Genomic DNA, 22,551 nt, shown 5'->3' with positions numbered 1-22,551 from the left:
CTAACCGATACTAATTGCCCGTGAGGCTTGACCATATAACACCCAAGCAATTTGAGTCGAAAGGCCAGATTGCGGTGTGTGAAGACGCAATGAACCGAAAGTTCGCACAACACACAAACTATCGCATACCCAATTCGCTGGAACGTCGCAAGACGCGTCAGCTCAAGAATTTCTTGACGACCATAGAGCATTGGAACCACCTGATCCCATCCCGAACTCAGAAGTGAAACGATGCATCGCCGATGGTAGTGTGGGGTTTCCCCATGTGAGAGTAGGTCATCGTCAAGATTAAATTCCGAAACCCCTATCTGCGTATGCAGGTAGGGGTTTTGTTTTGCGTGCAAGAAAAGCACGGTAGCCCGCGCACAAATTTGCACAGTTATTTTCTATTCGGGACACTAGAATAGGTCCAACTATTTCGGAGCCAGAGCCTTTATGCCAGATCCGGTTGACGCCTCCGGGCTGTCAGAATTACCGCTGGACGATTTGGTGGCATGTCATGAGTGCGACTTGCTGATGCGCAAGCCCGAGCTCGCCCATGGCGAGAAAGCGCTGTGCCCGCGCTGCGGTTACGAGCTTTACGCCCATCGATACAACGTCGTGCAGCGCAGTCTGGCCTTGGTGATTGCGGCACTTTTGTTATTCGTCCCGGCGAACTTTTTACCCATCATGCAGCTCAATCTACTCGGGCAGTCATCGCAAGATACTGTCTGGAGCGGTGTTGTCGGCCTTTTCAACACGGACATGCAAGGCGTTTCCGTGATTGTGTTCCTGTGCAGCATGGGCATTCCGCTGCTCAAGTTGCTTTGCCAACTGGTCGTCCTGCTGAGTATCCGTTTCGATATTGGACGCAGCTACGGCTTGCTGCTCTACCGTATTTATCACCATTTACGAGACTGGGGGATGCTCGAGGTTTACCTCATGGGCGTACTGGTGGCGATCGTCAAATTGGCAGATATGGCGGCCATGACCGTAGGTCTCGGGCTGGCTTGCTTCATCGGTTTGTTATTGGTTCAGGTCTGGTTGGAGGTCGTGATGTCGCCTCACCAGATCTGGCAGGCACTGTCAGGAGAGGATGCCCATGCGGGCGATTGATGCAGGTATTCTGATTTGCGCGGAATGCCATGAATTGAACAGGCAGGAAGCTGATACCGACGAGCAGACCTGTACTCGTTGCGGTGCGCTGGTTCATGCCCGGCGCCCGAACAGTCTGGTGCGCACTTGGGCATTGCTGATTACCGCGGCAATTCTCTACATACCGGCCAATGTATTACCCATCATGACGGTGAGTTCTCTGGGCAAAGGCGATCCCAGCACCATCATGTCCGGTGTAATTCAACTGGTTCAACACGGCATGATTCCCATTGCCGCTGTGGTGTTTATTGCCAGCATCCTGGTGCCTACCTTCAAACTGGTAGGTATCGCTCTGCTGCTGTACTCCGTCCAACGCCACCAGCCACTCTCGGCTCGGCAGCGCATCTGGATGTATCGCTTTATCGAGTTCATCGGTCGTTGGTCGATGCTCGATATCTTTGTGATCGCCATCCTGGTGGCGGTCGTGAATTTTGGACGGCTTGCCAGTGTCGAGGCGGATCTCGGCGCTATCGCGTTTGCCAGTGTGGTGATTCTGACAATGCTTGCCGCAGTAACTTTCGATCCCCGACTGATTTGGGATAACACGGAGTCGGACGACGACCATGACTGATTTGCCTGTAGCGAAAACCCGACCGGCCTCCAACTGGTCTGCGATCTGGGTATTGCCCCTGATCGCCTTGATCATCGGCGGCTGGCTTGGCTGGCGTGCCTATACTGAAACCGGCATCGAGATTCAGGTGCGCTTCGAAAGCGGTGAAGGCATCCAGGCCAACAAGACTGAAGTGGTCTACAAAGGCATGTCGGTCGGCAAGGTGAAGACACTCAAGCTCGATGATGAAGGCAGCTCCAAAGGTGTGATCGCCACTGTCGAGATGAACAAGGACGTGGAGCAATACCTGCGTACGAGCACGCGCTTCTGGCTGGTCAAGCCGAGCGTGACCCTGGCCGGGATTACGGGTTTGGAGACGCTGGTTTCGGGCAACTACGTCGCGATCAGCCCGGGTGAGGGTGAGCCTACCCGCAAGTTCAAGGCGCTGGCTGAAGAGCCGCCGCTATCCGATGCGCAGCCGGGTCTGCACCTGACAATCAAGGCCGATCGATTGGGTTCGCTGAATCGCGGCAGTCCGGTGTTCTACAAGCAAATCAAGGTCGGTCAGATTAAAAGCTTTGTGCTGTCCGAGGACCAGAGCACCGTTGAGCTCAAGGTTTTCATCGAGCCGACTTATGCCAAGCTGGTGCGTAAACACACGCGTTTCTGGAACGCCAGCGGTATCAGCATCGACGCCAATCTGTCCGGTGTGAAAGTCCGTAGCGAGTCTCTGGCGAGCATCGTTGCCGGCGGTATTGCCTTCGCCACACCGGAAAACCGCAAGGACAGTCCACCCACCGACCCGAGCCTGCCATTCCGTCTTTACGAAGACTTCGATGCGGCTGCGGCCGGGATCAAGGTGAAGGTCAAACTCAGTGACTTCGAAGGCCTGCAGGCCGGTCGGACACCGGTCATGTACAAAGGTATCCAGGTCGGCACGCTCAAGGCGCTCAAGGTCGATCCGGATCTATCCACCGCCAGTGCCGAATTGACGCTGGACCCGTTGGCCGAGGACTACCTGGTCGACGGCACTCAGTTCTGGGTAGTCAAACCTTCGATCTCCCTTGCCGGCATTACCGGCCTTGAGGCGTTGGTCAAAGGCAATTACATCGCCGTGCGTCCCGGAGACAAAGGTGCTGCGCCGCAACGTGAGTTCGTGGCACGGCCAAAAGCGCCGCCGCTGGATCTACGTTCGCCGGGCCTGCACCTGGTGCTGTTCACCGAAAACCTCGGCTCGCTGGAAGTCGGCAGTCCGGTTCTCTACAAACAGGTCAAGGTGGGGTCGGTTCAGAGCTATCAGTTTTCGCGCAAGAAAAACCAATTGGTCATCGGTGTTCACATCGAGAAGGAATACGAAAATCTGGTCAACGCGTCGACCCGGTTCTGGAACGCCAGCGGCATAACGCTGACGGGCGGGCTGACCGGCGGGATTCAAGTCAAGAGTGAGTCGTTGCAGAGCCTGATGGCCGGCGGCATTGCCTTCGAAACACCGGAGGCCAAGGCGCCGTTGCAGAGGCGCATACCACGGTTCCGGTTGTTCGCCAGCCATGAAGACGCCACGCAAAAAGGCGCGGTGATCACGCTGAAGGTTGACCGTGCCGATGGCCTGCGCGTCGGGACACCAATCCGCTACAAAGGGCTGGATGTCGGCAAGGTCGAAGACGTCGACCTCAGCGATGATCTGCAATCTGTACTGCTGACTGCACGCATCACTGAAGTGCCTGAACGTATTGCGCGGGTCGGAAGCGAATTCTGGGTGGTCAAACCGGAGCTGGGACTGATCAAAACGTCGAATCTGGAGACGTTGGTGACAGGGCAGTACATCGAAGTACAGCCTGCACTGAAGAACCTTGGCCCGCAGAAAAACTTTGTCGCACTGGCAACTCCCCCCGAGACCGCCAAGGCCGAAGCCGGGCTGAGTCTTGTCTTGAGTGCTGCCCGTCGTGGTTCTTTGAAGGCCGGAGTGCCGGTAACGTATCGTGAGATCACGGTGGGCAAGGTGACCGGGTATGAACTGGGGCAGACCGCGGATCGGGTGTTGATCCACATTCTGATCGAACCGAAATATGCGCCGTTGGTGCGTAGCGGTACCCGCTTCTGGAATACCAGTGGTTTTGATTTTGATGTCGGTCTGTTCAAAGGCGCGACGATGCGTACTGAGTCGCTGGAAACCATGATTCAGGGGGGCGTCGCGTTTGCCACTCCGGACGGCGAACGCATGGGCGGTGCAGCGCAGCCGGAGCAGACATTCCCGCTGTTCGATAAGTTTGAAGAGGAATGGCTGACCTGGGCGCCGAAGATTTCCCTCGGTAAATAGCAGGGTTTGATAGGTTGCCTGTAATGACGCCTTCGCGGACAAACCCACTCCCAAAGGGTTTTCGGTTGCTCACAGATTCTATGTAAGCTGCAATCTCCTGTGGGAGCGGGCTCGCCCGCGAAGGGGCCGTCAAACACAAAGAAAAGCTAAAAGAACCCCCACAAAAAAGGCCGCGATCCCTATCGGATCGCGGCCTTTTTGTTGCCATCAGTTAAAGCAAATCAAACCGCATCCAGCTCCGGCTCATCCGCTTCGACATTGACCGCCGCCTTCACCTGATCGTGACGGCGAATGTACTTCCAGTCCGCTTCGTCGATATAGATGCCGGCCGGGCCGCTGCCGCCTTCCAGGTCGATGGCGACACTGGCGCAGACTTGCGGCTTCACACTGGCCAGGATCGGCACGAAGCCCAGTTGCAGACTGGTTTCCAGCAGCGCTGCCTGGTTCTTCTCGTCGATGTCCGCTGCCTCGTCGAGGTAGTACGGCAAGCGCACACGCCCGGCCAGGTCACGATCCATCAAGTGCAGCAACAGATACATGTTGGTCAGCGCCTTGATGGTCATGGTGGTGCCGTTGGACGCGGCGCCGTCGATATCGGTGTGGATCACCGGCTGACCGTTGACCTTGGTGATCTCGAACGCCAGTTCGAACAAGTCCTTGAGGCCGAGCTGGTTGTGGTTGGCGGCTACCAGCCGTGCCAGGTATTCCTTGGCTTCTTCGTTCTTGTTGTCCTGTTCCGCGCTCTGGCTCAGGTCGAACACCGACAGCGTCTCGCCTTCTTCGTACTGGCCGGCGCTGTGGATGATCTGGTCGATGTGCTTGAGCGCTTCCTTGTTAGGCGCGAGCACGATGCGGAAGCTTTGCAGGTTGGAGACCTGGCGCTTGTTGATCTCGCGGTTGAACAGCGCCAGTTGATGCTCGAGGCTATCGTAGTCGCTGCGAATATTACGCAGCGTCCGCGCGATGTCGGTCACGGCTGCACGGCGGGCCTTGCCCAGGGTCAGGGCTTCATCGGTGCGGTGCGCGTAAGCGTTGATCAGCAGTTGCAGGCGACGCTCCATATCGTCTTCGCTGTCGAATTTGGCTACGCCCTTGAGGCGAACCTGTGCGTACAGCGCTTCGATCTGGCCGTCGGCACGCAGCAGGCCTTGCCAGCTGTCCTGATAGTCGTTGAGCAGCGGCAGCAGGTTGTCCATGGAATCGTCGACCGGGTCCATGAATGGCGTGCCGAATGGCAGGTCCGCCGGGAGCAATTGACGGCGGCGCAAGGCATCGTCGAGGGTGCGTTGCTTGGCTTCCATGTCGGCGATCTGCCGGCCGACCAGTTGCAGCTTGGCCGACAGTTGCTGGACGCGCTCGGTGAAGGCGTCGCTGGAGCGCTTCAATTCGTCCTGCGCGGCTTCCATTTGCGCCAGCTGTTCCAGCTTGTCGCCTTCCTCGGCGCTCAAGGTCTGAGCGCGACGGAAGTCTTCCAGCGCCTTCTGCGCATCCAGCACTTGCTGGTACAGCGCTTCAGTCTGGGTCTTGCTCGCGGCGCGGTCGGCGGCTACGGCTTGCTGGGTTTTCAGTTGCTTGAGTTCTTTGTCCAGACGCTCTTTCTGATCGCGCAGTGCCGCACGGTCGGCCAAGGCTTGCAGGGCTGGCGGCTCGATGTGCGAGAGGTCGATCGACAGGCCCGGCACTTCGAAGCGCTCGCCTTTGAAACCGTCGAGAATCAGCTCCACGGATTTGACCCAGTCGCCGTTGTCATCCAGCGCAATCCCGTGCTCACCCAGGGGCAGGCTGAACAGCGCGCTGTTGAACAGACGCATCAGACGCTCGACATCCTGCTGCGAAAACTCTTCGCGCAAACGGGCATAACTGTTGTTGTCGGCGTGATCGAGTTGCTGCTTGACCGACTTCAGGCGTTTTTCCAGATCCCGCAGGCGCTCTTCCAGGTCTTCGGCGCTGAACTGACGGGATTGCGCCAACGCACCGGCCAATTCGTCGTGAGCATCCTTGGCCGCGAGCAGTTGCTGTTCCAGCACCTTGACGTCATCGACCAGGGCAAAGCGATGCTTGAGTACCGACAATTCCCCGAGCCAGCGCTGGATGCCGCTGATTTCCCGCTCCAGACGCATCAGTTCCTGGGTGCCGCCACGCTGGTCGTTTTGCAGGTCATCCTGCTCGCGACGGTAGTGCTCGGCCTGGATAGTCAGCTCTTCCTTGCGTGCACTGGCGTAGTCCGACCAGGTGCCGAGCAGGGAGTCGAGCAGCGGAGACAGCCGATGCAGTTTGCCGCGCAGCACATCGCGTTGCTTCACGCCGTTGGCCAGGGCTTCGACCAAGGGGCCGGCGGCGACCAGCGAGTTGTAGTCCTGTTCCATACGTCGTACATCGCGGAAGGCTTCTTCGCACGCAGCGATGTAATCCACGCTGCCGGAACGCAGGCTGTGCTCGAAGGCATCGAGGAACAGCTGCTTGAGCTTGGCCGCGGTGATTTCGCGCATGTGCAGCAGGTTGATGAACAGTGCGCGGAAGGTTTTCAGGCTCTGTTCGCTGGTGGAGCGCAGCGGGATCAGGGTCAGGTCCAGCGGGATCGAAGTGTGACCGCCGACCAGCAGGCGACGCAGTTCGTCCGGCTTGAGCTCGTAGGCTTTCAGGCCTTCGCGCTCGAGGTTGGTGAACAGTTCTTTCTGGCGCAGACAGGTATCGTTCTTCTGGTAATGGGCCAGGTCCAGCTTGCCGGCGTAGGCAAAGAACTGGTGACCGAAACCGCCGCCAGGGCCGCGGCCGACCACGCCAATCACATGCGGGCCGTGGGGTAGCGAGACTTCCACCAGGATGTAACTGGTGTCCGACGCGAAGTAGAAGCGCCGGGATTGTTCCAGGCTGTACTTGCCGAAACTCATGTCGGACATACGCGCCAGGATCGGGAACTGCAGCGCGTTGATCGATGCGGATTTACCGAGGTTGTTCGCGCCGTAAACCGACAGCGGCTCTTCCAGCGGAAACAGGCCGAGGCTGTAGCCGGCGGTGTTCAAGAGGGCAAAGCGGCGGATGCCGTAGCGTTCCTTGCTCATGCGTCGAGCTCCTGTTCTTCGGCAATGGCACGGGCCAGAGCGTCTTCTTCGCTTTCGCTTTCGCCTTCGAATTCGCTCAGATCAAGCGGATCGTCGGTCTGCAGCAGTTTTTCGTCACTGTCTTCGTCGATCAGCACCGGTGCCGGCAATGGCAGCACGCTGTGCAGGCTGGCGGCCAGGTCGCGGTCCTGCTGAACCGACAGGCAGACGTCGAGGAAACGGTGCATCGGCGGCAGAAAGCGGTAGACGCCGTTTTCTTCGCTGGCAAAACCGAGTTGGGTCATGCGGCGCATGATTTTTTCTTCCAGCTCGTCCTGGGTCTGCACTTCGGCCTGGATAAACAGGTCGCGGTACTTTTCCAGCAGCGACGGCAATTCATCGCGACCGAGGCTGCCACCGTCGAGCACGGCGATCGGGTCTCGGCCCTGGTCGGCCAGGTGTTCGACGAGAATGAAGGTGAACAGCGCCAGGCGCTGCGCAGTCTTGTTCACCGCCGCGGCGGCGAGGTCCGGCACGAAGTAGTAGAAACCACGGGTGTCGCACACCAGTTCAAATCCCAGGGCTTTGAACAGCGTGCGGTACTGGTCTTGAAAGTTCGACAGTTGTGCGTACAGCTCCGGATCGCGGCGGCTGACGTGGTAACCCTTGAACAGCTCGCGAAAGATCGGTGCCAGTTGGGACAGTTCGGATAGATCAAGATGCATGTGGAGTGCTCGCGGAATTCTCGGAGGCATCATCGCCGGCCGAGAGCAGGGCGAAGGAGCGCAGGCTGACCTGGTGCTCGTGTGTGTAGTAATCGCGGCGTTCCAGGCGTTCGCGCTTGAAGCGTTTTTCCCGGGACAGGCGCGAGAACCAGTACAGCAATTCGTCGGTGGCGCCGTCCGGCTCCTGCTCCAGCAGCCAGGTCATCAGGTCCGGCATCGGCAGGGCGTCTTCGCAACGGTCGAGCATCTCCCGGACCGTGCGTGGCGCACGGGGTACGTCGCCGCCCTTGTGCGTCTTGTGGGCCTTGGGAAATCGCGCGGGTTTCGGTTCGAAACGGGACAAGGCGTAAACGTAGGCCTCGACCTGACTGGCGCTGCCGAGAAAGGTGCTCTGAGGGCGGGTGAACATCGGCATGGCCGCTTGTGGCACAGCGTCGATGCCTTTGCGACGAATCATCGACAGGGCCAGCGCGGCGCCACGGGTCACGGCGTTGTGTCGGCGCGCTTCTTCACGCAGCGGCAGCAGCAGTTCACGGGCGTGACGCAGGGTCAGCTGGGCGCTGGTCTGCATTTCGAGAATGCGTGCGTGGGTGCGCAGCAGCATGTCGTCGTCGACCAGATGGCCGAGGCGTTGCTGTTCGGTGAGCATCTTTAACAGGACGTTTTCGACCTTGCGCACACCTTGTTCGAAAGCGCCGTCGGCATTCACCAGCTGGATCATCGGCTCGACGTATTCGTCCCAGGTTGCCAGCACTTCTGCATAACGCTGGCGCAACGGGATCTGTCGGTCGCTGGTCTTGGCCCGCTCGGCGACGGCCACCAGGGCCTGTTCATCATTGGCGAGTTTTTTCAGTACGTCGCGCACGCGCATGTCGAGCAGGCGCAATTGGCGAGCCAGGTCGTTGCCATCGCGGATGTCGAAGGCGTCCTGGATGTAACCGGCCAGGCGTTCGAGATGGCGCAGGTAGGCTTCGATTTCCAGGCACAGACCCAGGCGGTGTTCACGGCGCAGGTAAGCAAGAAAGTCGTGAATCTGCGCGTTGAGCTCGAAACGGTTCGGGCTTTTTGCCACGGGAACCAGGATGTCGAGGCGAATCCACACGTCCAGCAGGCTGGTGATGTCCTGCGGCGTGCTGTCCAGTTGCTGGGCGGCCAACTGTGAACGCAATTCGTTGAGGCTCAGGGTGCCCTGGTCGAAGTGCTCGCACAGTGGCTCCAGAAGTGCCCAGTGTTCAGCGAGGGCGCGCAAGACGCGCTTGGGTTCGATCATCGGAATGGCCGGCTGGTTGGCGATTAAAAGCCGCGATTGTACTGCATCGCGGGCGATGCGATTCACTCTCGGGACGGGCTGTTAGTTTTCTATCGATCAACAGCGGGCGATCTTGAGCGAAGGGCGGTAGAATCTCCGCACTTTAGTTATCCACAAGTGGCTGACCTTTGCTTATCGAGTCCCGTCGCCGCGCCTATCTGAGCGCCATGCAGGTGGTCAACTGGCTGCCGCGCACCGAATTGCCCTTTGCTGCGCCGTCGCGGCCCGAATTGCTGGAGCCGCTTGAACCATTGGTCGTCGCCCCGCAAGCACCAGCCCCTGTGGCCGATGCTCCCGTGGAACCTGTGGTCAAACCGGCCGAACGGGTGAAAATCGAGGTGCCGCGGCCGTCGTTGGCGAGTACGCGCACCGGGGCAAAACCGGTGGAAGAGGTCGAAGAAGCACCGGTCGTCGCCAAGGTCGCACCCGTACCACCACCGCGTTTCGCCCTGCAATTGCTGCGTGCCGGGCGCTGCCTGCTACTGGTGGAGTTACCCACAGGCGAAGCCTTCCAGAGTCGCGATCCTGCGTATCTGCTGCTCAAGGACATGCTGCGCGCCGCCGGTCTGCCGGACAGCCCGCAGATTGTCGGCGAACCGGTGCGCTGGCCGCTGCTGGTGCGAGGCACCATGGATCAAGGTCCGGAAGCCGCTCGCGACTTCGTGCAGGGATTTCTCTCGGCCCGCCTGGAAGAGGCACCGTGCGTCTGCCTGTGGCTGATCGGCCTGCCGGCGGTGCGCTTTGCCGGTGAGGCGAACGCCGAATCCTACAACCGCGAACTTCAGGTCGAAGGCCTGGGTTCGGTCTGGGCCCTGCCGGGCCTGGAATCATTAATGGAAGAGCCACAGCGTAAGGCTGATGTCTGGCAAGCCATGCGTCGGCTGATGGCGCGCTGGAAAGAATCGAATGAGTGACGCTGTATCGTTCCGCCCGATGAACGAGGCGGACCTGGAAACCGTACTGAAAATCGAATACGCCGCTTATAGCCACCCGTGGACGCGCGGGATTTTTCTCGATGGCCTGGGCAAGTACCAGATCTGGCTGATGTTTGAAGGTCAGCAGCAGGTCGGTCACGGCGTGGTGCAGATCATTCTCGACGAAGCCCATTTGCTGAACATCACCGTCAAACCGGAAAACCAGGGACGTGGCCTGGGTTTGACGCTGCTGGAGCATTTGATGTCGATTGCCTACAAGGCCGATGCTCGGGAGTGTTTTCTGGAGGTGCGCGACAGCAACACAGCGGCGTTCAAGTTGTATGAGCGCTATGGCTTCAATGAGATCGGCCGGCGGCGGGATTACTACCCGGCGGTGGGTGGGCGTGAAGATGCGGTGGTCATGGCCTGCACCTTGGTCGATTAAGCTCTAAAAGCTTCGCGGGCAAGCCTCGCTCCTACAGGACTTATTCGGACACGACGAAACCTCGTAGGAACGAGGCTTGCCCGCGAAGGCGTCTTCACTGGTGACACTCTCAACGCTTTCTGTCGAGCGGATCACGCCGCGCCAGCTCGGCTTCGTCCAATCCCTTGCCACCTCCGATGTCCTCTTCATCGACAATGCTCAAATCCCAATCAGCCTGATTGTCTGAACCGGGTTCATGAGCATCCCGGGCGCCGTCTTCCCGAATCAGGGTTTCCGGGCTCATATCGTCATCAGTGGGTTCATGGTCGTCTACACGTACGCGTCGGCGCCGCATCTGTTGCTCGCGCTCCCTGTCCGTCAGTTCGTCACCGATTTTGGCGCCGGGTTCTTCCTCATCGAAATCCAGCTCGTGCACCGAACCCATGCGGTCTTCGTTATCATCAATGGGCTCCGGTTGCACCGCATCGTACGGACGTCGTGAATCAGTCATGGCCAATCCTCATACTGTGGGCCTTACTACAGTTGACTCACTGGACACATGAGAATTCCAGGGAAAACACCTGCGATCTTTCCGTGACCCCGACGGGCGGTTGTCTGTCAAAGCAGCAAATCATTCTTGAGGCTCCCAGCATGCACGACTTACAAGACCTGATTGATAACAACGAGCGTTGGGCTGACGCGATCACCAAGGAAGATCCGGACTTTTTTGCCAAGCTGGCCCGCCAACAGACGCCGGAGTACCTGTGGATCGGCTGTTCCGATGCGCGAGTGCCGGCCAACGAAATCGTCGGCATGCTGCCGGGCGACCTGTTCGTACACCGCAATGTGGCCAACGTGGTGCTGCACACTGACCTTAACTGCCTGTCAGTGATCCAGTACGCGGTCGACGTGCTCAAGGTCAAACACATCCTCGTCACTGGCCACTATGGCTGTGGCGGCGTGCGCGCCTCGATGCAGGATCGCCAGTTCGGGCTGATTGACGGCTGGCTGCGTTCGATTCGAGACCTTTACTACGAGAAGCGCGAAGAGCTCGCGCAATTGGCCACCGAAGAGGAGCAGGTCGATCGCCTCTGTGAGCTCAACGTGATCCAGCAAGTGGCTAACGTCGGCCACACCAGCATTGTGCAAAACGCCTGGCATCGCGGGCAGAGCTTGTCGATCCACGGCTGCATTTACGGAATCAAGGATGGCCGCTGGAAGAGCTTGAACACCACGATCAGCGGCTTCGAACAATTACCGCCGCAGTATCGCCTGCGTCCGTTCGAGCCACTGTAAAACCCGGAGGCGCCTGGCTTGCTCGCGATAGGGGCCGGACGTTCACTGCAAGGGTGATTGCAAGTCAGCCATCGCGAGCAAGCGTTGCTCCTACGGCCGACGCCAGTGTTGTAAAAAACGCAGGCCGTCGGCATTCGGCGTTTCACCGTAGCCTGTAATCCAGCCCCGGCAGTTGTGCGAGCCACAGCGACAGGCGAACTGACGAAGCAGATTTTCTTCGCTGACGGTGTAATCCATCGTCAGCCGGTCGCCTTTCTGGATGTCCTGCAACGCCCATACCCACAGATCGGTCAGTTCAAGATAGACATTGGGATTGCAGGAGTGTCGCAGCAGTCCGCAGAAACGTGGGTCGTAGACGTGCACGCCGGGAGACAGTTGTCGGGTATGTTGGCAGGGATAGGGCAGCAAATGTCCCGACACCCGACAGATTCGGCTCATGCGGGGAAACTCGCGTAACGCCACAATGGCCACTGGCTTGCCAGTGTTGTTTTTGAGAATCTGGAAGTCGGCGAGAGAGGGGAATCCGAGCTCGGGGGGGAGCTCGGGAAAGGGGTAGACACCCGCAGGTGGTGGTGCGAGAGGCTTGCGCCATGCATTGGCTTTCATAACGATCCTTGTCGGTTGAGTACTGTGACATCCATCCGCTGACGATCCTGTCAGCGCTGCAACATGGATACAGTGCAAGCCTCTCGCAGATAACGCGGGCGGTCTACTGTCATTACTGACAGGTCGACCACCGCTCATCGGTTTACAGCGGCGGAGCGGGCTTCGCAGTGGCAGGCGCTGGCGCCTTGAGTTGTTTGAGCTGGGGCGCGATTGTCGCTGAGGCACACTTGGCCACGGCCTGTGCGGTCGTCAGGCTGCGGATCGAGGTGTAGAACAGTTCGCAGGTTTTTTCTTTCTGGGCCACTTGCCAGGTCTGGGTGCAACTTCTGAGTTCAATGTCGGGATTGCTGTCCGGCTGGCTACCCATCGCGGCCTGCCAGCACGCGGCACTCAAATCCTGGCCCATGACTTTCAGACCCGCGACATCAGCCTTGGCCTTGGCGTCGGTGCCGGTGTAGTTGTCGGGGTCGGCGGCATACCAGATATAACTCGGGTGATTGGCACCCAGCACCGGCACCTTCACCCCATCGACGGGGCTGATGGTGGCCAGGCTCAGCACGTTCACGGTCGGCCCGTATTGCTGCTTGATCCAGTTACGCACCGGTGTCCCGAATGCGACCATCGGCAATGCCTCGCCACTGGCGGTCTTGCTGACATTCTTGACCATGGTGGTCTGGTAATCCTTGAAGTAGTCGTAGACCCCTACCAGGTCCTTGCCGGCGTTGGACGGCGCAGCAATGGGAGCGATGTCGATGATGGTCTGGAACCCCGGCGTCTGCTCGGCGGGGATGCCGTTCAGGGTCAGCAGCGAGGCCCAACGATCGGTCGTGGCAGACCTCAGGTAGTCCTGGGCCTGAGTCAACGAATAGTCTGGCGGGAAGTGCAGCAGTTCGACGCTTCTGCGGTTTTCCAGCGCCATGCCCAACGGCAGGAAAAAGTACCAGCTATACGCCCATTTTCCGTCGGCATTCAGTTTGCTGGCGCCGTTATAGGCCAGATCGCCAGCATCGAGCAGTGCGGTCAACGGTTTTTCATAGCTTCTGGGCACTCCGATGATTTCAGCGAAAAGCTGGCCGTTATCGGTTTTGACCTGGACCTTCGCCTCGCTGTAGCCATCGCGCTGAACGCTTTGAGTCAGGTAATGCTCGACGGTTTGCTCCAGCGTCCAGTTGCGAAAGCAAATCACGTTGCAGTTGTTGGGGTAGGCAAACAGGCGGGTGACGCGTTCGGTGCTGCCCAGTTTCAGGCCGATGTCGGCATGGGCGGCGGCACTCAGGGTAAGTGCCGCGAGGGTGAGTCCTGCGAGTTTGAACATGCTCAGATCCTTTTCAGCGCGATTCCAAAATGGGGGCACTTCATACTGGATTAGCACAATCGTGTAGAAAAGCAGTGATCGAGGATTTTTCGAGGGAAAGAAATCCAGCTCGCGAAAAGTATTTGCGAGCTGGCACTCGGTCAGTTGATCACAGAAGGCGCAGCGCCAATTGGCTGCCGGCGCGCAAGTATTCCACTTGAGCCGCCACCGCATCCTTGACGATGGCCTCACCCGTATCGATCAGTCTGGCTTTTTTGGCATCGATAATGGCGGTCTGCATTAATTGCATGGCGACATCCATTGCTTTTTGGAAGGCGGTTACATTGTTGTGCAGGCCGAACGCCTGGATAACGGCGTCCATGCGGCGATCGGCATCGTCTCGCAACGTTCTGTATTCAACCACTGAGACGTTGCCGTCCTGATAAATGTCATTGATCAGCTCTTCCAGTGTTTTGGATATCGGTGTCATCGGATGTTCCTCGGGGTTATGTGATCGGTCATCCGGGACAGGTTAATTCGGGACACGGGCAGGAGAAGTCGGGGCTTGCCTATCAATCGAGTGGGACAACACCACAGGTAACGTAAGAAGGGTGAATGCAGCTTGTCGGTTTTGCTTGTGCTCGGGGCGAGGAATGAGCGCTGCCGGATCCCCGATGGGCTTGATCGAGGATCCGGCAAGTCAACGAAACCTGGTTTCTACGGCATCACCGGCGCCGTATACGCCAGCGTCGTACCCAATGCCCACAGCAACACCAGCACCAACGGCGTGTGCACCAGCAACTGCACGAACGAGAATCCGATCAGGTCCCGCGCCTTCAACCCCAGCACGCCCAGCAGCGGCAGCATGTAGAACGGGTTGATCAGGTTGGGCAGGGCTTCGGCGGCGTTGTAGATCTGCACGGCCCAGCCGAGGTGGTAGTTCAGGTCATTGGCCACCTGCATCACGTACGGCGCTTCGATGATCCACTTGCCGCCGCCGGAGGGGATGAAGAAGCCAAGAATTGCCGAATACACACCCATCAGCACCGCATAGGTGTCGTGGGAGGCGATGCTGACGAAAAAGGTCGAGATGTGGTGGGCCAGGGTCTGCGCGTCGGTACCTTTGACCGTGGTCATCAACGCAGCGATCGAGCCATACAACGGGAACTGGATCAGCACGCCCGTGGTGGTCGGCACCGCACGCGCCACAGCATCGAGGAAGCTGCGCGGGCGCCAGTGCAGCAGGGCACCGAGCATGATGAACAGGAAGTTGTAAGTGTTCAGGCCGGAAATCGCGCTGATCGCCGGTTTGGTCGAGAACTCGTGGAACAGCCATCCGGCGGCCAGCAGCACCAGGAGGATCGTCAGCAATGGACTGTGCTCCAGCCATTCGCCCGGACGGGTGCGCGGTTGCAGGGGGGGCAGGTTGAAACTCGGGTCGACACCGCATGCCTTGGCGTCACGTGCCGAGTGCGCGCCTGGGGCGGTGGCGTAGGCAATGATCAGCGAAATGACCATCAGTGCCAGCAACATCACACCGGACTGCCAGAGAAAGATCGTCTGGGTGAATGGAATCACCCCGGTGATCGACAGAATCGACGGTGGCAGGCTCGCCGGGTTGGCCTGCAATTGTGCCGCAGACGACGACAGGCCCAGAGCCCATACCGCGCCGAGCCCGAGGTAAGCTGCGGCACCGGCGGCGCGGTAGTCCATTTTCAGATCGGTACGGCGGGCGAGGGCACGCACCAGCAGGCCGCCGAAAACCAGTGACAGCCCCCAGTTAAGCAGCGATGCGACCATGGAAATCAAGGCGACCCAGGCCACGGCGGAGCGGCCGTTTTTCGGCAGCTTCGCCAGCCGGTCAATCAGCTTCACCGCCGGTGGTGAACTGGCGACCACGTACCCGCCAATCACCACGAAAGCCATCTGCATGGTGAAGGGGATCAGGCTCCAGAAACCGTCGCCAAACGCCATGGCGGCGTCGGTGGGTTTGGCGCCCATGACCATGGTGGCCACGGCGACGATAATCACCGCCAGGGCGGCAAACACCCAAGAGTCGGGGAACCAGCGTTCGGCAAAGCTTGAGCAGCGCAGGGCAAAGCGGGCGGAGCGGCTATCTTCGATATTAGCGGCCACGGGAGTACCTCGGATTTTTATGTTTGTTGTGGTCTTCGGGGCGGCAGGACGGCCCGTCTGGACAGGCGCTAACAGTAAAACAAGCGGAGGTTTTTTGCGGGGCTGTTTTGCGGCAATGGGACTTTGGTCTAACGGGTTGTCCACAGGCGCATTTGCGTAGACCATGGGCGCCTTGGTTTTTGCCTGTGCCAGAGTTCTTTCCATGACTGTCATTATCGATTCGCGCCCGGTGCCGTTCAGCCGCTCGGACTACAAGACCCTCGGCCTTGCGGCGCTCGGCGGGGCGCTGGAAATCTACGATTTCATCATTTTCGTATTTTTCGCGCTGACCTTGAGCCAACTGTTCTTTCCGCCGGAAATGCCCGAGTGGCTGAGGTTGCTGCAAAGCTTCGGGATCTTTGTCACCGGTTACCTGGCGCGCCCTCTGGGCGGAATCCTGATGGCGCATTTCGCTGACCGGCTGGGGCGCAAGAAGGTGTTCAGCCTGAGCATTCTGATGATGGCGCTGCCGTGTCTGCTGATCGGGATCATGCCGACTTACGCGCAGATCGGCTATTTCGCACCGTTGTTGCTGTTGCTGCTGCGAGTCTTGCAGGGGGCGGCGGTGGGCGGTGAAGTGCCGAGCGCCTGGGTATTCGTTGCCGAGCATGCGCCGGTTGGCCATCGCGGTTACGCCTTGGGCTTCCTGCAGGCGGGATTGACCTTTGGCTATTTGCTCGGCGCCTTGACGGCGACGTTCCTGGCCCAGGCCTTCACCCCGACGGAAATCCTCGATTACGCCTGGCGCCTCCCGTTCCTGCTGGGCGGCGTGTTCGGCGTGATCGGCGTCTGGCTGCGCCGCTGGCTCAGCGAAACCCCGGTGTTCATGGCCATGCAGGCCCGGCGCGAAGAAAGGGTCGAGCTGCCGCTGCGTGCGGTTCTGCGCGAGCATCGGCTGGCCATGTTGCCGGCGATGATACTGACCTGCGTGCTGACCTCGGCGGTGGTGGTGTTCGTGGTCATCACCCCGACCATGATGCAGAAAACCTTCGGCATGACCGCCAGCCACACGTTCGCCTTGAGCGCCTTGGGCATCGTATTCCTGAACATCGGTTGCGTGCTTGCCGGGTTACTGGTCGACCGCATCGGCGCCTGGCGCACCGTCATGCTCTATAGCCTGCTGCTGCCGCTGGGCATTGGCGTGCTCTACACCTGCCTGATCAGCGGTGGTAACTGGGTCGGTCTGGCCTACGCGGTCGCCGGCCTCTGTTGCGGAGTGGTCGGTGCGGTGCCGTCAGTGATGGTCAGCCTGTTCCCGGCGCGGATTCGTGTTTCGGGCATTTCCTTTACCTACAACATCGCCTATGCCGCTTGGGCGAGCATCACGCCGTTGCTGTTGATCGGTCTGATGCCGTGGAGCCCGTGGATCTGTGTGATTTTCTGCGCGGTGATGGGCGCGGTCGGCGTGAGCAGTGCAGTGTATTTCGGCGCGCGGATGCCCAGAGTGTCCAGTTGTTCGACTGCTGGCGCCATGTGAGCAACAGTGGCGGCTGGTACGCCGTAACTATTTTTGTAGGACAAAGCTGAAGCGCTCTTCAGAAACGACTCACAGTGCCGATGGCTAGGCTGCATATCGCTTTCTTTCCCAGTCCATCGGTGCGTCCCATGTTCAATAAACGCTTGAAGCAGGAGCTGTCGGCTCTCCGTGAAGAACTCTCCAGCCTTCAGCAAGTGAAGGAAAGCCTGGAAAGCGAGATGCTCGTGCTGACTCTCGATCCAGATGGGCGGGTGCAATCGGTCAACCAGAACTTTCTCAGTGAGATGCACTACAAGAGCAACGAGCTGATCGGAAGACACATCGAAGACCTCGTTCCGGATCATGTGAAAACCGACGAATTCCAGCAGCGCTTCAAAACTGCAATGAACCGTGGCGAACACTTCGCCGGTGCCGTGCGCCTGTTGCGCGGGACGGGTCAGGAGGCGTGGTTGCGTTCGATCCTGCAGCCCGTGCGCTCGGCAGATGGCCGGATCAAGCATTTCTCGATTTTCTCCAGCGACCTGACCCGCACCATCGAAGCCTCCCGTGAACATGAAAACCTGATCGGTGCGTTGGTGCGTTCGACCGCAGTGATTGAGTTCGACCTCAATGGCAACGTGTTGACAGCCAACGACCGGTTTCTCTCCGGCATGGGTTACGGCCTGGCGCAGATCAAAGGCAAGCATCACCGTACCTTCTGTCTGCCGGAGGAGTACAACAGTTCGGAATACCAGAATTTCTGGCGTCGCCTGAATGCGGGTGAGTACGTGGCAGGCCGGTTCAAGCGTATCGACAGCCATGGTCGTACGGTTTGGCTGGAGGCGTCCTACAACCCAGTGGTCGATGCCAACAACAAACTCTACAAAGTAGTGAAGTTCGCCACAGTGATTACCGATCAGGTCAATCAGGAACAAGCCGTCGCCGACGCCGCGAACATTGCCTACAGCACGTCGCAGCAAACTGACCAGAGCGCCCAGCGTGGCAACGCCGTGGTGACGCAGGCGGTGGACGTGATGCGTGACCTGGCCAAGCATATGCAAACCGCTGGCGACGGTATCGAAGCCCTGAACGAACAGTCGCTGGTGATCGGCACCATCGTCAAAACCATCAGCGGCATCGCCGAACAAACCAACCTGCTGGCGCTCAATGCCGCTATCGAAGCCGCGCGCGCCGGTGAGCAAGGGCGAGGTTTTGCGGTGGTGGCGGACGAGGTTCGGCAACTGGCCTCGCGCACCAGCCAGGCCACCGATGAGATTGTGCTGGTGGTGCGTCAAAACCAGGACATGGCCCGCAACGCCGTGGCCCTGATGACCGACGGCAAGCTTCAGGCGGAACAGGGGCTGGCGCTGGCAGCAGAAGCGGGCACGGTGATTGTCGAGATCCAGGACGGCGCCCAGAAAGTCGTGAATGCGGTAGGACAGTTCGCCAATCAGTTGTCGACTTGAGTCAGCGCTGCATTTCCCTGTAGGAGCGATGCTTGCTCGCGAAGATCGTCTGGTCAGCGCGAGCATTCAAGCAGCACGCGTTGTCGTTGACGTCCATCGTCGGAACGCCGCCCGGAGCAAGCATCGCTCCTACAGGTTTTTTGGGTTTTTATGCCGCTACAATCGGCTTTTTTCCCAAGGAGCAGACATCCATGAGCGTTTCCCACCGCCGCCCGGTCCCTTTGCCCAAGGCTTATCGTTTGCTCAACCACGGGCCAACCGTGCTGGTCAGCGCAGCTCATGGAGGGGAGCGCAATATCATGGCGGCGGCCTGGGCCATGCCGCTGGATTTCGAACCACCGAAAATCGCCGTGGTGCTGGACAAGTCCACCTGGACCCGCCGATTGCTGGAGGCCTCGGGCACCTTCGTGCTGAACGTTCCCTGCGCCGCACAGGCCGATATCGTGCAAACAGTCGGTTCGACGTCCGGTCTGGAGCTGACTCGGGATCAGGGACGTGACAAGTTCCAGACCTATGCCTTGCAGACCTTCAATGCCGACTTGATCGACGCGCCGATGCTCGATGGCTGCGTCGCCTGGCTGGAATGCCGACTGCTGCCGGAGCCGGATAACCATCAACAATATGATCTGTTCCTGGCCGAAGTGATTGCCGCTCAGGCCGACGAGCGCGTGTTCAGTGACGGGCGGTGGCACTTCGAAGGGCAAGACGCGTTGCGCACCTTGCACCATGTGGCGGGTGGGCACTTTTTGACCATTGGCGAGCCGGTGGACGGCAAGACGATGCAACCGTAAGGTGGCGAAGACGAGAGCCGTTTGCACAATCACATCGAGGTTTGGCAATGAGTAAATTGCGTGTAGGCATTATCTTTGGCGGCCGCTCGGCAGAGCATGAAGTGTCGCTGCAGTCGGCGAAAAATATCGTCGATGCCCTGGATCGTTCGCGTTTCGAACCGGTGTTGATCGGCATCGACAAACAGGGGCATTGGCACCTCAACGACCCTTCGAACTTCCTTCTGAACCAGGAAAATCCGGCCTTGATTGCCCTCAATCAATCGAACCGCGAATTGGCGGTCGTACCGGGCAAGGCAAGTCAGCAGCTGGTGGATACTTCCAGTCAGGAGCTGTTGGGACACGTCGATGTGATTTTCCCGATTGTCCACGGCACCCTGGGTGAGGACGGTTGCCTGCAAGGTCTGCTGCGTATGGCTGATCTACCATTTGTCGGTTCCGATGTGCTGGGTTCGGCAGTGTGCATGGACAAGGACATCAGCAAGCGCCTGCTAAGGGACGCCGGACTGGCCGTCACGCCGTTCGTTACCCTGACCCGCACCACCGCAGCGCGCAGCCGATTCGATGAGGTAGTGGGCAAATTAGGCCTGCCACTGTTCGTCAAACCGGCAAACCAGGGCTCATCCGTTGGCGTGAGCAAGGTCACCGACGAAGCCGAATACACGGCGGCTGTCGCACTGGCACTGGGCTTTGATGAAAAAGTGCTGGTCGAGTCAGCCGTCAGTGGCCGCGAGATCGAATGTGCTGTGCTCGGCAATGACGACGCCATCGCCAGCGGTTGCGGCGAGATCGTGGTGCATGGCGGGTTCTATTCCTACGACAGCAAGTACATCGACGACAAGGCCGCTGAGGTGGTGGTCCCGGCCAATATCAGCGCAGAGGCCAGCGAGCGCATCCGTGCCATGGCCGTCGAGGCGTTTCAGGTGCTGGGATGCTCCGGGCTGGCGCGGGTCGATGTGTTTCTGACCGACAACGGCGAAGTGCTGATCAACGAAATCAATTCGCTGCCGGGCTTCACCCGCATCAGCATGTACCCGAAACTGTGGCAAGCCACTGGAATGACCTACAGTGAATTGGTCACACGGTTGATCGAACTGGCCTTGGAAAAACATCAGGCTCGACGGACGCTGAAAATCAGTCGTTAAAGGCTGTGTGATTTCGGGTTATTGATAAGAGGGCTTGCCACGCTGCAAGCCCTTACATTGACCGCTCAATCCCCCAACGCTTCACCCTCGCGCCGAGGGTCGGCGCCTCCTGCCAGTGATGCTTTGCCCTGCGCATCCTTGACTCGAACGATCGCCTGGGTGCCGCTGGTCATGTCGATCTCGCTCACGCTGTGGCCTTTGTCTTTCAACTCCCGGATCAGTGCCGGGCTGAACTGCCCGCGTTCCAGTTCGGTGGGGCCGTTGCGGCTGCCGAAGTTGGGCAGGTTGATGGCCGCTTGTGCATCAAGGTTCCAGTCGAGCAGGCCGACGGTGGTTTTGGCGACGTATTCGATGATTTGCGAGCCGCCGGGTGAGCCGACGCTGGCGACGAATTCACCGCTCTGGCGGTCGAAAATTAACGTGGGGGCCATGGACGAACGAGGGCGCTTGCCCGGTTCGACGCGGTTGGCCACTTTTTGCCCATTCTCTTCGGGGATGAACGAAAAGTCGGTCATCTCGTTATTGAGCAGGAAGCCTTGAACCATCAGGTGGGAGCCGAAGGCGGATTCGATGGTGGTGGTCATGGAGACGGCGCCACCCTGGTCATCGACGGCCACCACTTGCGAGGTGGAGATTCGCAGCGGCGACCGATCCGGCGCGTAAGCCACCTGAATGCCCGGTGGCGTACCCGGTTGAGCCGTGCCCATGCTGCGTTCACCGATCAGAGCGGCGCGACTCGCCAGATACGTCGGGTCGACCAGACCCTTGACGGGCACCGGCACAAAGTCTGTATCGGCCACGTATTGGGCGCGATCGGCATAGGCCAGCCGCTCGGCTTCCGATATCAGGTGCACTGCTTGGGCGGCAGGTTCGATGCCGGCGGGAGCATTGGACTTGACCGGTTTCATGGGCGCCAGGGCAAAGCGTTTGTCGCGTGTCTCCAGGGCTTGCAGCGTGCCGAGTATCTGCGCCACGGCAATCCCCCCCGATGACGGCGGCGACATGCCGCAAACCTGCCAGCGTTTGTAGTCGGTGCACAGAGGGGCGCGCTCCTTGGCGCGGTAGTGTTGAAGGTCGTTCAGCGACAGACTGCCCGGGTTGGCATGGCCCTGAACCTTGGCCACGATCTCTTGGGCGATAGCGCCTTTGTACAAGGCATCCGCGCCTTCTTTGGCAATGCGCTGGAACACGACGGCCAAAGCCGGGTTTTTCAGACGTGTGCCTATGGCTTTCGGGCTGCCATCGGTATTCAGGAAGTACGCCGCCATCTCGGGTGAATTGCGCAACTTCGAGTCTGAGGCGATCAGTAAGTGAAGGCGCGGCGAGATGGCGAAACCTTGCTCGGCGAGTTCGATGGCCGGTTCAAACAGCTGCGCCCATGGCAAGCGTCCGTGTTTTTGATGGGCCAGTTCGAGTGCGCGCAATACCCCTGGCGTACCCACCGAACGCCCGCCGATCTGCGCCTGGGTGAACGGCATCGGTTGCCCGTCGGCTTGCAGGAACAGTTTCTCGGTAGCGCCCGCCGGCGCCGTTTCGCGACCATCGTAAGTGCGTACGGTCTTGCCATCCCAGAGCACGATCAATGCGCCACCGCCGATACCTGACGATTGCGGCTCGACCAGCGTAAGAACCGCCTGCATCGCAATCGCCGCATCGATGGCCGAACCACCGCGACGCAGCATCTCCCGTCCGGCTTCGGCCGCGAGCGGGTTGGCCGCTGCCGCCATGTGATGCGTGGCGTGTCGGGTCTGCAGATCGGTGCGATAGCCAGAAGCGCTTTCCGGTGCGAGCGGCAGCGTCGACGATGGCGAGGAGGGCGGGGCGCTGCAGGCAGCCAAGGCTAAAGCAGTGGCGATCAGCGACAGTGCTGTCAGGCGAAAGCGGCTCAAGTGGAAGGCTGAAAGCACGTTG

The 22,551-nt window shown here is 59.5% G+C and carries 19 protein-coding genes, 1 rRNA gene and 1 pseudogene; 12 read left to right on the top strand and 9 right to left on the bottom strand.

The window, feature by feature from the left end; genetic code table 11:
• Window positions 1-172: 172 nt before the first annotated feature.
• The 4 genes from rrf (at window position 173) to ACW9HW_RS07565 (ending at window position 4,001) form a co-directional block, all read left to right on the top strand.
• Window positions 173-288 (top strand): 5S ribosomal RNA (gene rrf, locus ACW9HW_RS07580).
• Window positions 289-435: 147 nt separating this feature from the next.
• A complete protein-coding gene (locus tag ACW9HW_RS07575; protein WP_095192895.1) occupies window positions 436-1,095 on the top strand; it encodes a paraquat-inducible protein A in 660 nt (219 codons plus the stop codon).
• Window positions 1,082-1,705 carry a paraquat-inducible protein A gene (locus tag ACW9HW_RS07570; protein ID WP_095192896.1) on the top strand — a complete coding sequence of 208 codons (624 nt, stop codon included), beginning with the start codon at window positions 1,082-1,084 and terminating at the stop codon, window positions 1,703-1,705. Before ACW9HW_RS07575 ends, ACW9HW_RS07570 begins: the two co-directional genes overlap by 14 nt.
• Complete coding sequence (locus tag ACW9HW_RS07565) at window positions 1,698-4,001, top strand: PqiB family protein (RefSeq protein WP_095192897.1); 2,304 nt, start codon at window positions 1,698-1,700, stop codon at window positions 3,999-4,001. The genes ACW9HW_RS07570 and ACW9HW_RS07565 overlap by 8 nt, the downstream gene beginning before the upstream one ends.
• Before the next feature lie 221 nt (window positions 4,002-4,222).
• Here ACW9HW_RS07565 and mksF read toward each other — a convergent pair whose 3' ends face one another.
• The 3 genes from mksF to mksB are packed head-to-tail and all read right to left on the bottom strand — an operon-like array spanning window position 4,223 to window position 9,037.
• On the bottom strand, window positions 4,223-7,063 hold the full coding sequence (mksF, locus tag ACW9HW_RS07560) for an Mks condensin complex protein MksF (RefSeq protein ID WP_095192898.1): 2,841 nt from the start codon (window positions 7,061-7,063) through the stop codon (window positions 4,223-4,225).
• A complete protein-coding gene (mksE, locus tag ACW9HW_RS07555; RefSeq protein ID WP_095192899.1) occupies window positions 7,060-7,767 on the bottom strand; it encodes an Mks condensin complex protein MksE in 708 nt (235 codons plus the stop codon). Before mksE ends, mksF begins: the two co-directional genes overlap by 4 nt.
• Window positions 7,757-9,037 (bottom strand): Mks condensin complex protein MksB, encoded by a 1,281-nt coding sequence (gene mksB, locus ACW9HW_RS07550; protein ID WP_457399193.1) that lies wholly within the window; start codon window positions 9,035-9,037, stop codon window positions 7,757-7,759. Before mksB ends, mksE begins: the two co-directional genes overlap by 11 nt.
• A gap of 206 nt (window positions 9,038-9,243) precedes the next feature.
• On the opposite strand from mksB, the gene ACW9HW_RS07545 reads away from it, so the two are divergent.
• Complete coding sequence (locus ACW9HW_RS07545; protein ID WP_457399201.1) at window positions 9,244-9,990, top strand: energy transducer TonB; 747 nt, start codon at window positions 9,244-9,246, stop codon at window positions 9,988-9,990.
• A complete protein-coding gene (rimI, locus tag ACW9HW_RS07540) occupies window positions 9,983-10,435 on the top strand; it encodes a ribosomal protein S18-alanine N-acetyltransferase (protein WP_108214833.1) in 453 nt (150 codons plus the stop codon). Before ACW9HW_RS07545 ends, rimI begins: the two co-directional genes overlap by 8 nt.
• Window positions 10,436-10,544: 109 nt before the next feature.
• On the opposite strand, the gene ACW9HW_RS07535 is transcribed toward rimI, so the two are convergent.
• Window positions 10,545-10,925, bottom strand: coding sequence for a serine kinase/phosphatase (locus ACW9HW_RS07535; RefSeq protein ID WP_095192902.1), 381 nt, complete (start codon window positions 10,923-10,925; stop codon window positions 10,545-10,547).
• A gap of 140 nt (window positions 10,926-11,065) precedes the next feature.
• Between ACW9HW_RS07535 and can the strand changes: the two genes are divergently transcribed.
• On the top strand, window positions 11,066-11,710 hold the full coding sequence (gene can, locus ACW9HW_RS07530; RefSeq protein WP_095192903.1) for a carbonate dehydratase: 645 nt from the start codon (window positions 11,066-11,068) through the stop codon (window positions 11,708-11,710).
• A gap of 90 nt (window positions 11,711-11,800) precedes the next feature.
• Here can and ACW9HW_RS07525 read toward each other — a convergent pair whose 3' ends face one another.
• From ACW9HW_RS07525 to ACW9HW_RS07510, 4 genes are all read right to left on the bottom strand, one after another.
• A complete protein-coding gene (locus ACW9HW_RS07525) occupies window positions 11,801-12,316 on the bottom strand; it encodes an SET domain-containing protein-lysine N-methyltransferase (protein ID WP_457399191.1) in 516 nt (171 codons plus the stop codon).
• Window positions 12,317-12,458: 142 nt separating this feature from the next.
• A complete protein-coding gene (locus ACW9HW_RS07520; protein WP_457399189.1) occupies window positions 12,459-13,631 on the bottom strand; it encodes a hypothetical protein in 1,173 nt (390 codons plus the stop codon).
• Between the two features lie 148 nt (window positions 13,632-13,779).
• Window positions 13,780-14,100 carry a hypothetical protein gene (locus ACW9HW_RS07515; RefSeq protein WP_457399188.1) on the bottom strand — a complete coding sequence of 107 codons (321 nt, stop codon included), beginning with the start codon at window positions 14,098-14,100 and terminating at the stop codon, window positions 13,780-13,782.
• Window positions 14,101-14,327: 227 nt separating this feature from the next.
• Entirely contained in the window at window positions 14,328-15,746 is a 1,419-nt protein-coding gene (locus ACW9HW_RS07510) for a short-chain fatty acid transporter (protein ID WP_457399186.1), read from the bottom strand.
• A gap of 202 nt (window positions 15,747-15,948) precedes the next feature.
• Between ACW9HW_RS07510 and ACW9HW_RS07505 the strand changes: the two genes are divergently transcribed.
• The 5 genes and pseudogenes from ACW9HW_RS07505 to ddlA all read left to right on the top strand — a co-directional run bounded on the left by ACW9HW_RS07505 (window position 15,949) and on the right by ddlA (window position 20,640).
• Window positions 15,949-17,262, top strand: a complete 1,314-nt coding sequence (locus tag ACW9HW_RS07505) for an MFS transporter (RefSeq protein ID WP_457399184.1) — start codon at window positions 15,949-15,951, stop codon at window positions 17,260-17,262.
• Between the two features lie 80 nt (window positions 17,263-17,342).
• Window positions 17,343-18,167, top strand: a pseudogene (locus ACW9HW_RS07500) (PAS domain-containing protein); the annotation flags it as partial.
• A complete protein-coding gene (locus tag ACW9HW_RS07495) occupies window positions 18,147-18,707 on the top strand; it encodes a methyl-accepting chemotaxis protein (protein WP_457399199.1) in 561 nt (186 codons plus the stop codon). The pseudogene ACW9HW_RS07500 and the gene ACW9HW_RS07495, both read left to right, overlap by 21 nt.
• Window positions 18,708-18,898: 191 nt before the next feature.
• Window positions 18,899-19,498 (top strand): flavin reductase family protein, encoded by a 600-nt coding sequence (locus ACW9HW_RS07490; RefSeq protein ID WP_095192910.1) that lies wholly within the window; start codon window positions 18,899-18,901, stop codon window positions 19,496-19,498.
• Window positions 19,499-19,545: 47 nt separating this feature from the next.
• Window positions 19,546-20,640, top strand: a complete 1,095-nt coding sequence (ddlA, locus tag ACW9HW_RS07485; RefSeq protein WP_457399183.1) for a D-alanine--D-alanine ligase — start codon at window positions 19,546-19,548, stop codon at window positions 20,638-20,640.
• A 65-nt stretch (window positions 20,641-20,705) separates the two neighbouring features.
• On the opposite strand, the gene ggt is transcribed toward ddlA, so the two are convergent.
• The gene (gene ggt / locus ACW9HW_RS07480) at window positions 20,706-22,547 is read right to left on the bottom strand and encodes a gamma-glutamyltransferase (RefSeq protein ID WP_457399181.1); all 1,842 of its coding nucleotides are present in this window, start codon (window positions 22,545-22,547) and stop codon (window positions 20,706-20,708) included.
• Window positions 22,548-22,551: the final 4 nt, after the last annotated feature.

It is taken from the genome of Pseudomonas sp. SDO5532_S415, from assembly GCF_054071155.1.
The sequence above is the reverse complement of the archived record's forward strand: the minus strand, read 5'-3'. Positions and strand labels throughout refer to the sequence as shown.

What these genes read in the sequence shown, in the direction of transcription:
- ACW9HW_RS07535 (WP_095192902.1), bottom strand. Translation starts at nt 10,925, where the DNA reads ATGACTGATTCACGACGTCCGTACGATGCGGTGCAACCGGAGCCCATT.
- ACW9HW_RS07570 (WP_095192896.1), top strand. Translation starts at nt 1,082, where the DNA reads ATGCGGGCGATTGATGCAGGTATTCTGATTTGCGCGGAATGCCATGAA.
- mksF (WP_095192898.1), bottom strand. Translation starts at nt 7,063, where the DNA reads ATGAGCAAGGAACGCTACGGCATCCGCCGCTTTGCCCTCTTGAACACC.
- mksE (WP_095192899.1), bottom strand. Translation starts at nt 7,767, where the DNA reads ATGCATCTTGATCTATCCGAACTGTCCCAACTGGCACCGATCTTTCGC.
- ACW9HW_RS07490 (WP_095192910.1), top strand. Translation starts at nt 18,899, where the DNA reads ATGAGCGTTTCCCACCGCCGCCCGGTCCCTTTGCCCAAGGCTTATCGT.
- ACW9HW_RS07520 (WP_457399189.1), bottom strand. Translation starts at nt 13,631, where the DNA reads ATGTTCAAACTCGCAGGACTCACCCTCGCGGCACTTACCCTGAGTGCC.
- ACW9HW_RS07525 (WP_457399191.1), bottom strand. Translation starts at nt 12,316, where the DNA reads ATGAAAGCCAATGCATGGCGCAAGCCTCTCGCACCACCACCTGCGGGT.
- ACW9HW_RS07575 (WP_095192895.1), top strand. Translation starts at nt 436, where the DNA reads ATGCCAGATCCGGTTGACGCCTCCGGGCTGTCAGAATTACCGCTGGAC.
- ACW9HW_RS07515 (WP_457399188.1), bottom strand. Translation starts at nt 14,100, where the DNA reads ATGACACCGATATCCAAAACACTGGAAGAGCTGATCAATGACATTTAT.
- ddlA (WP_457399183.1), top strand. Translation starts at nt 19,546, where the DNA reads ATGAGTAAATTGCGTGTAGGCATTATCTTTGGCGGCCGCTCGGCAGAG.
- rimI (WP_108214833.1), top strand. Translation starts at nt 9,983, where the DNA reads ATGAGTGACGCTGTATCGTTCCGCCCGATGAACGAGGCGGACCTGGAA.
- ACW9HW_RS07505 (WP_457399184.1), top strand. Translation starts at nt 15,949, where the DNA reads ATGACTGTCATTATCGATTCGCGCCCGGTGCCGTTCAGCCGCTCGGAC.
- mksB (WP_457399193.1), bottom strand. Translation starts at nt 9,037, where the DNA reads ATGATCGAACCCAAGCGCGTCTTGCGCGCCCTCGCTGAACACTGGGCA.
- ACW9HW_RS07565 (WP_095192897.1), top strand. Translation starts at nt 1,698, where the DNA reads ATGACTGATTTGCCTGTAGCGAAAACCCGACCGGCCTCCAACTGGTCT.
- can (WP_095192903.1), top strand. Translation starts at nt 11,066, where the DNA reads ATGCACGACTTACAAGACCTGATTGATAACAACGAGCGTTGGGCTGAC.
- ACW9HW_RS07545 (WP_457399201.1), top strand. Translation starts at nt 9,244, where the DNA reads ATGCAGGTGGTCAACTGGCTGCCGCGCACCGAATTGCCCTTTGCTGCG.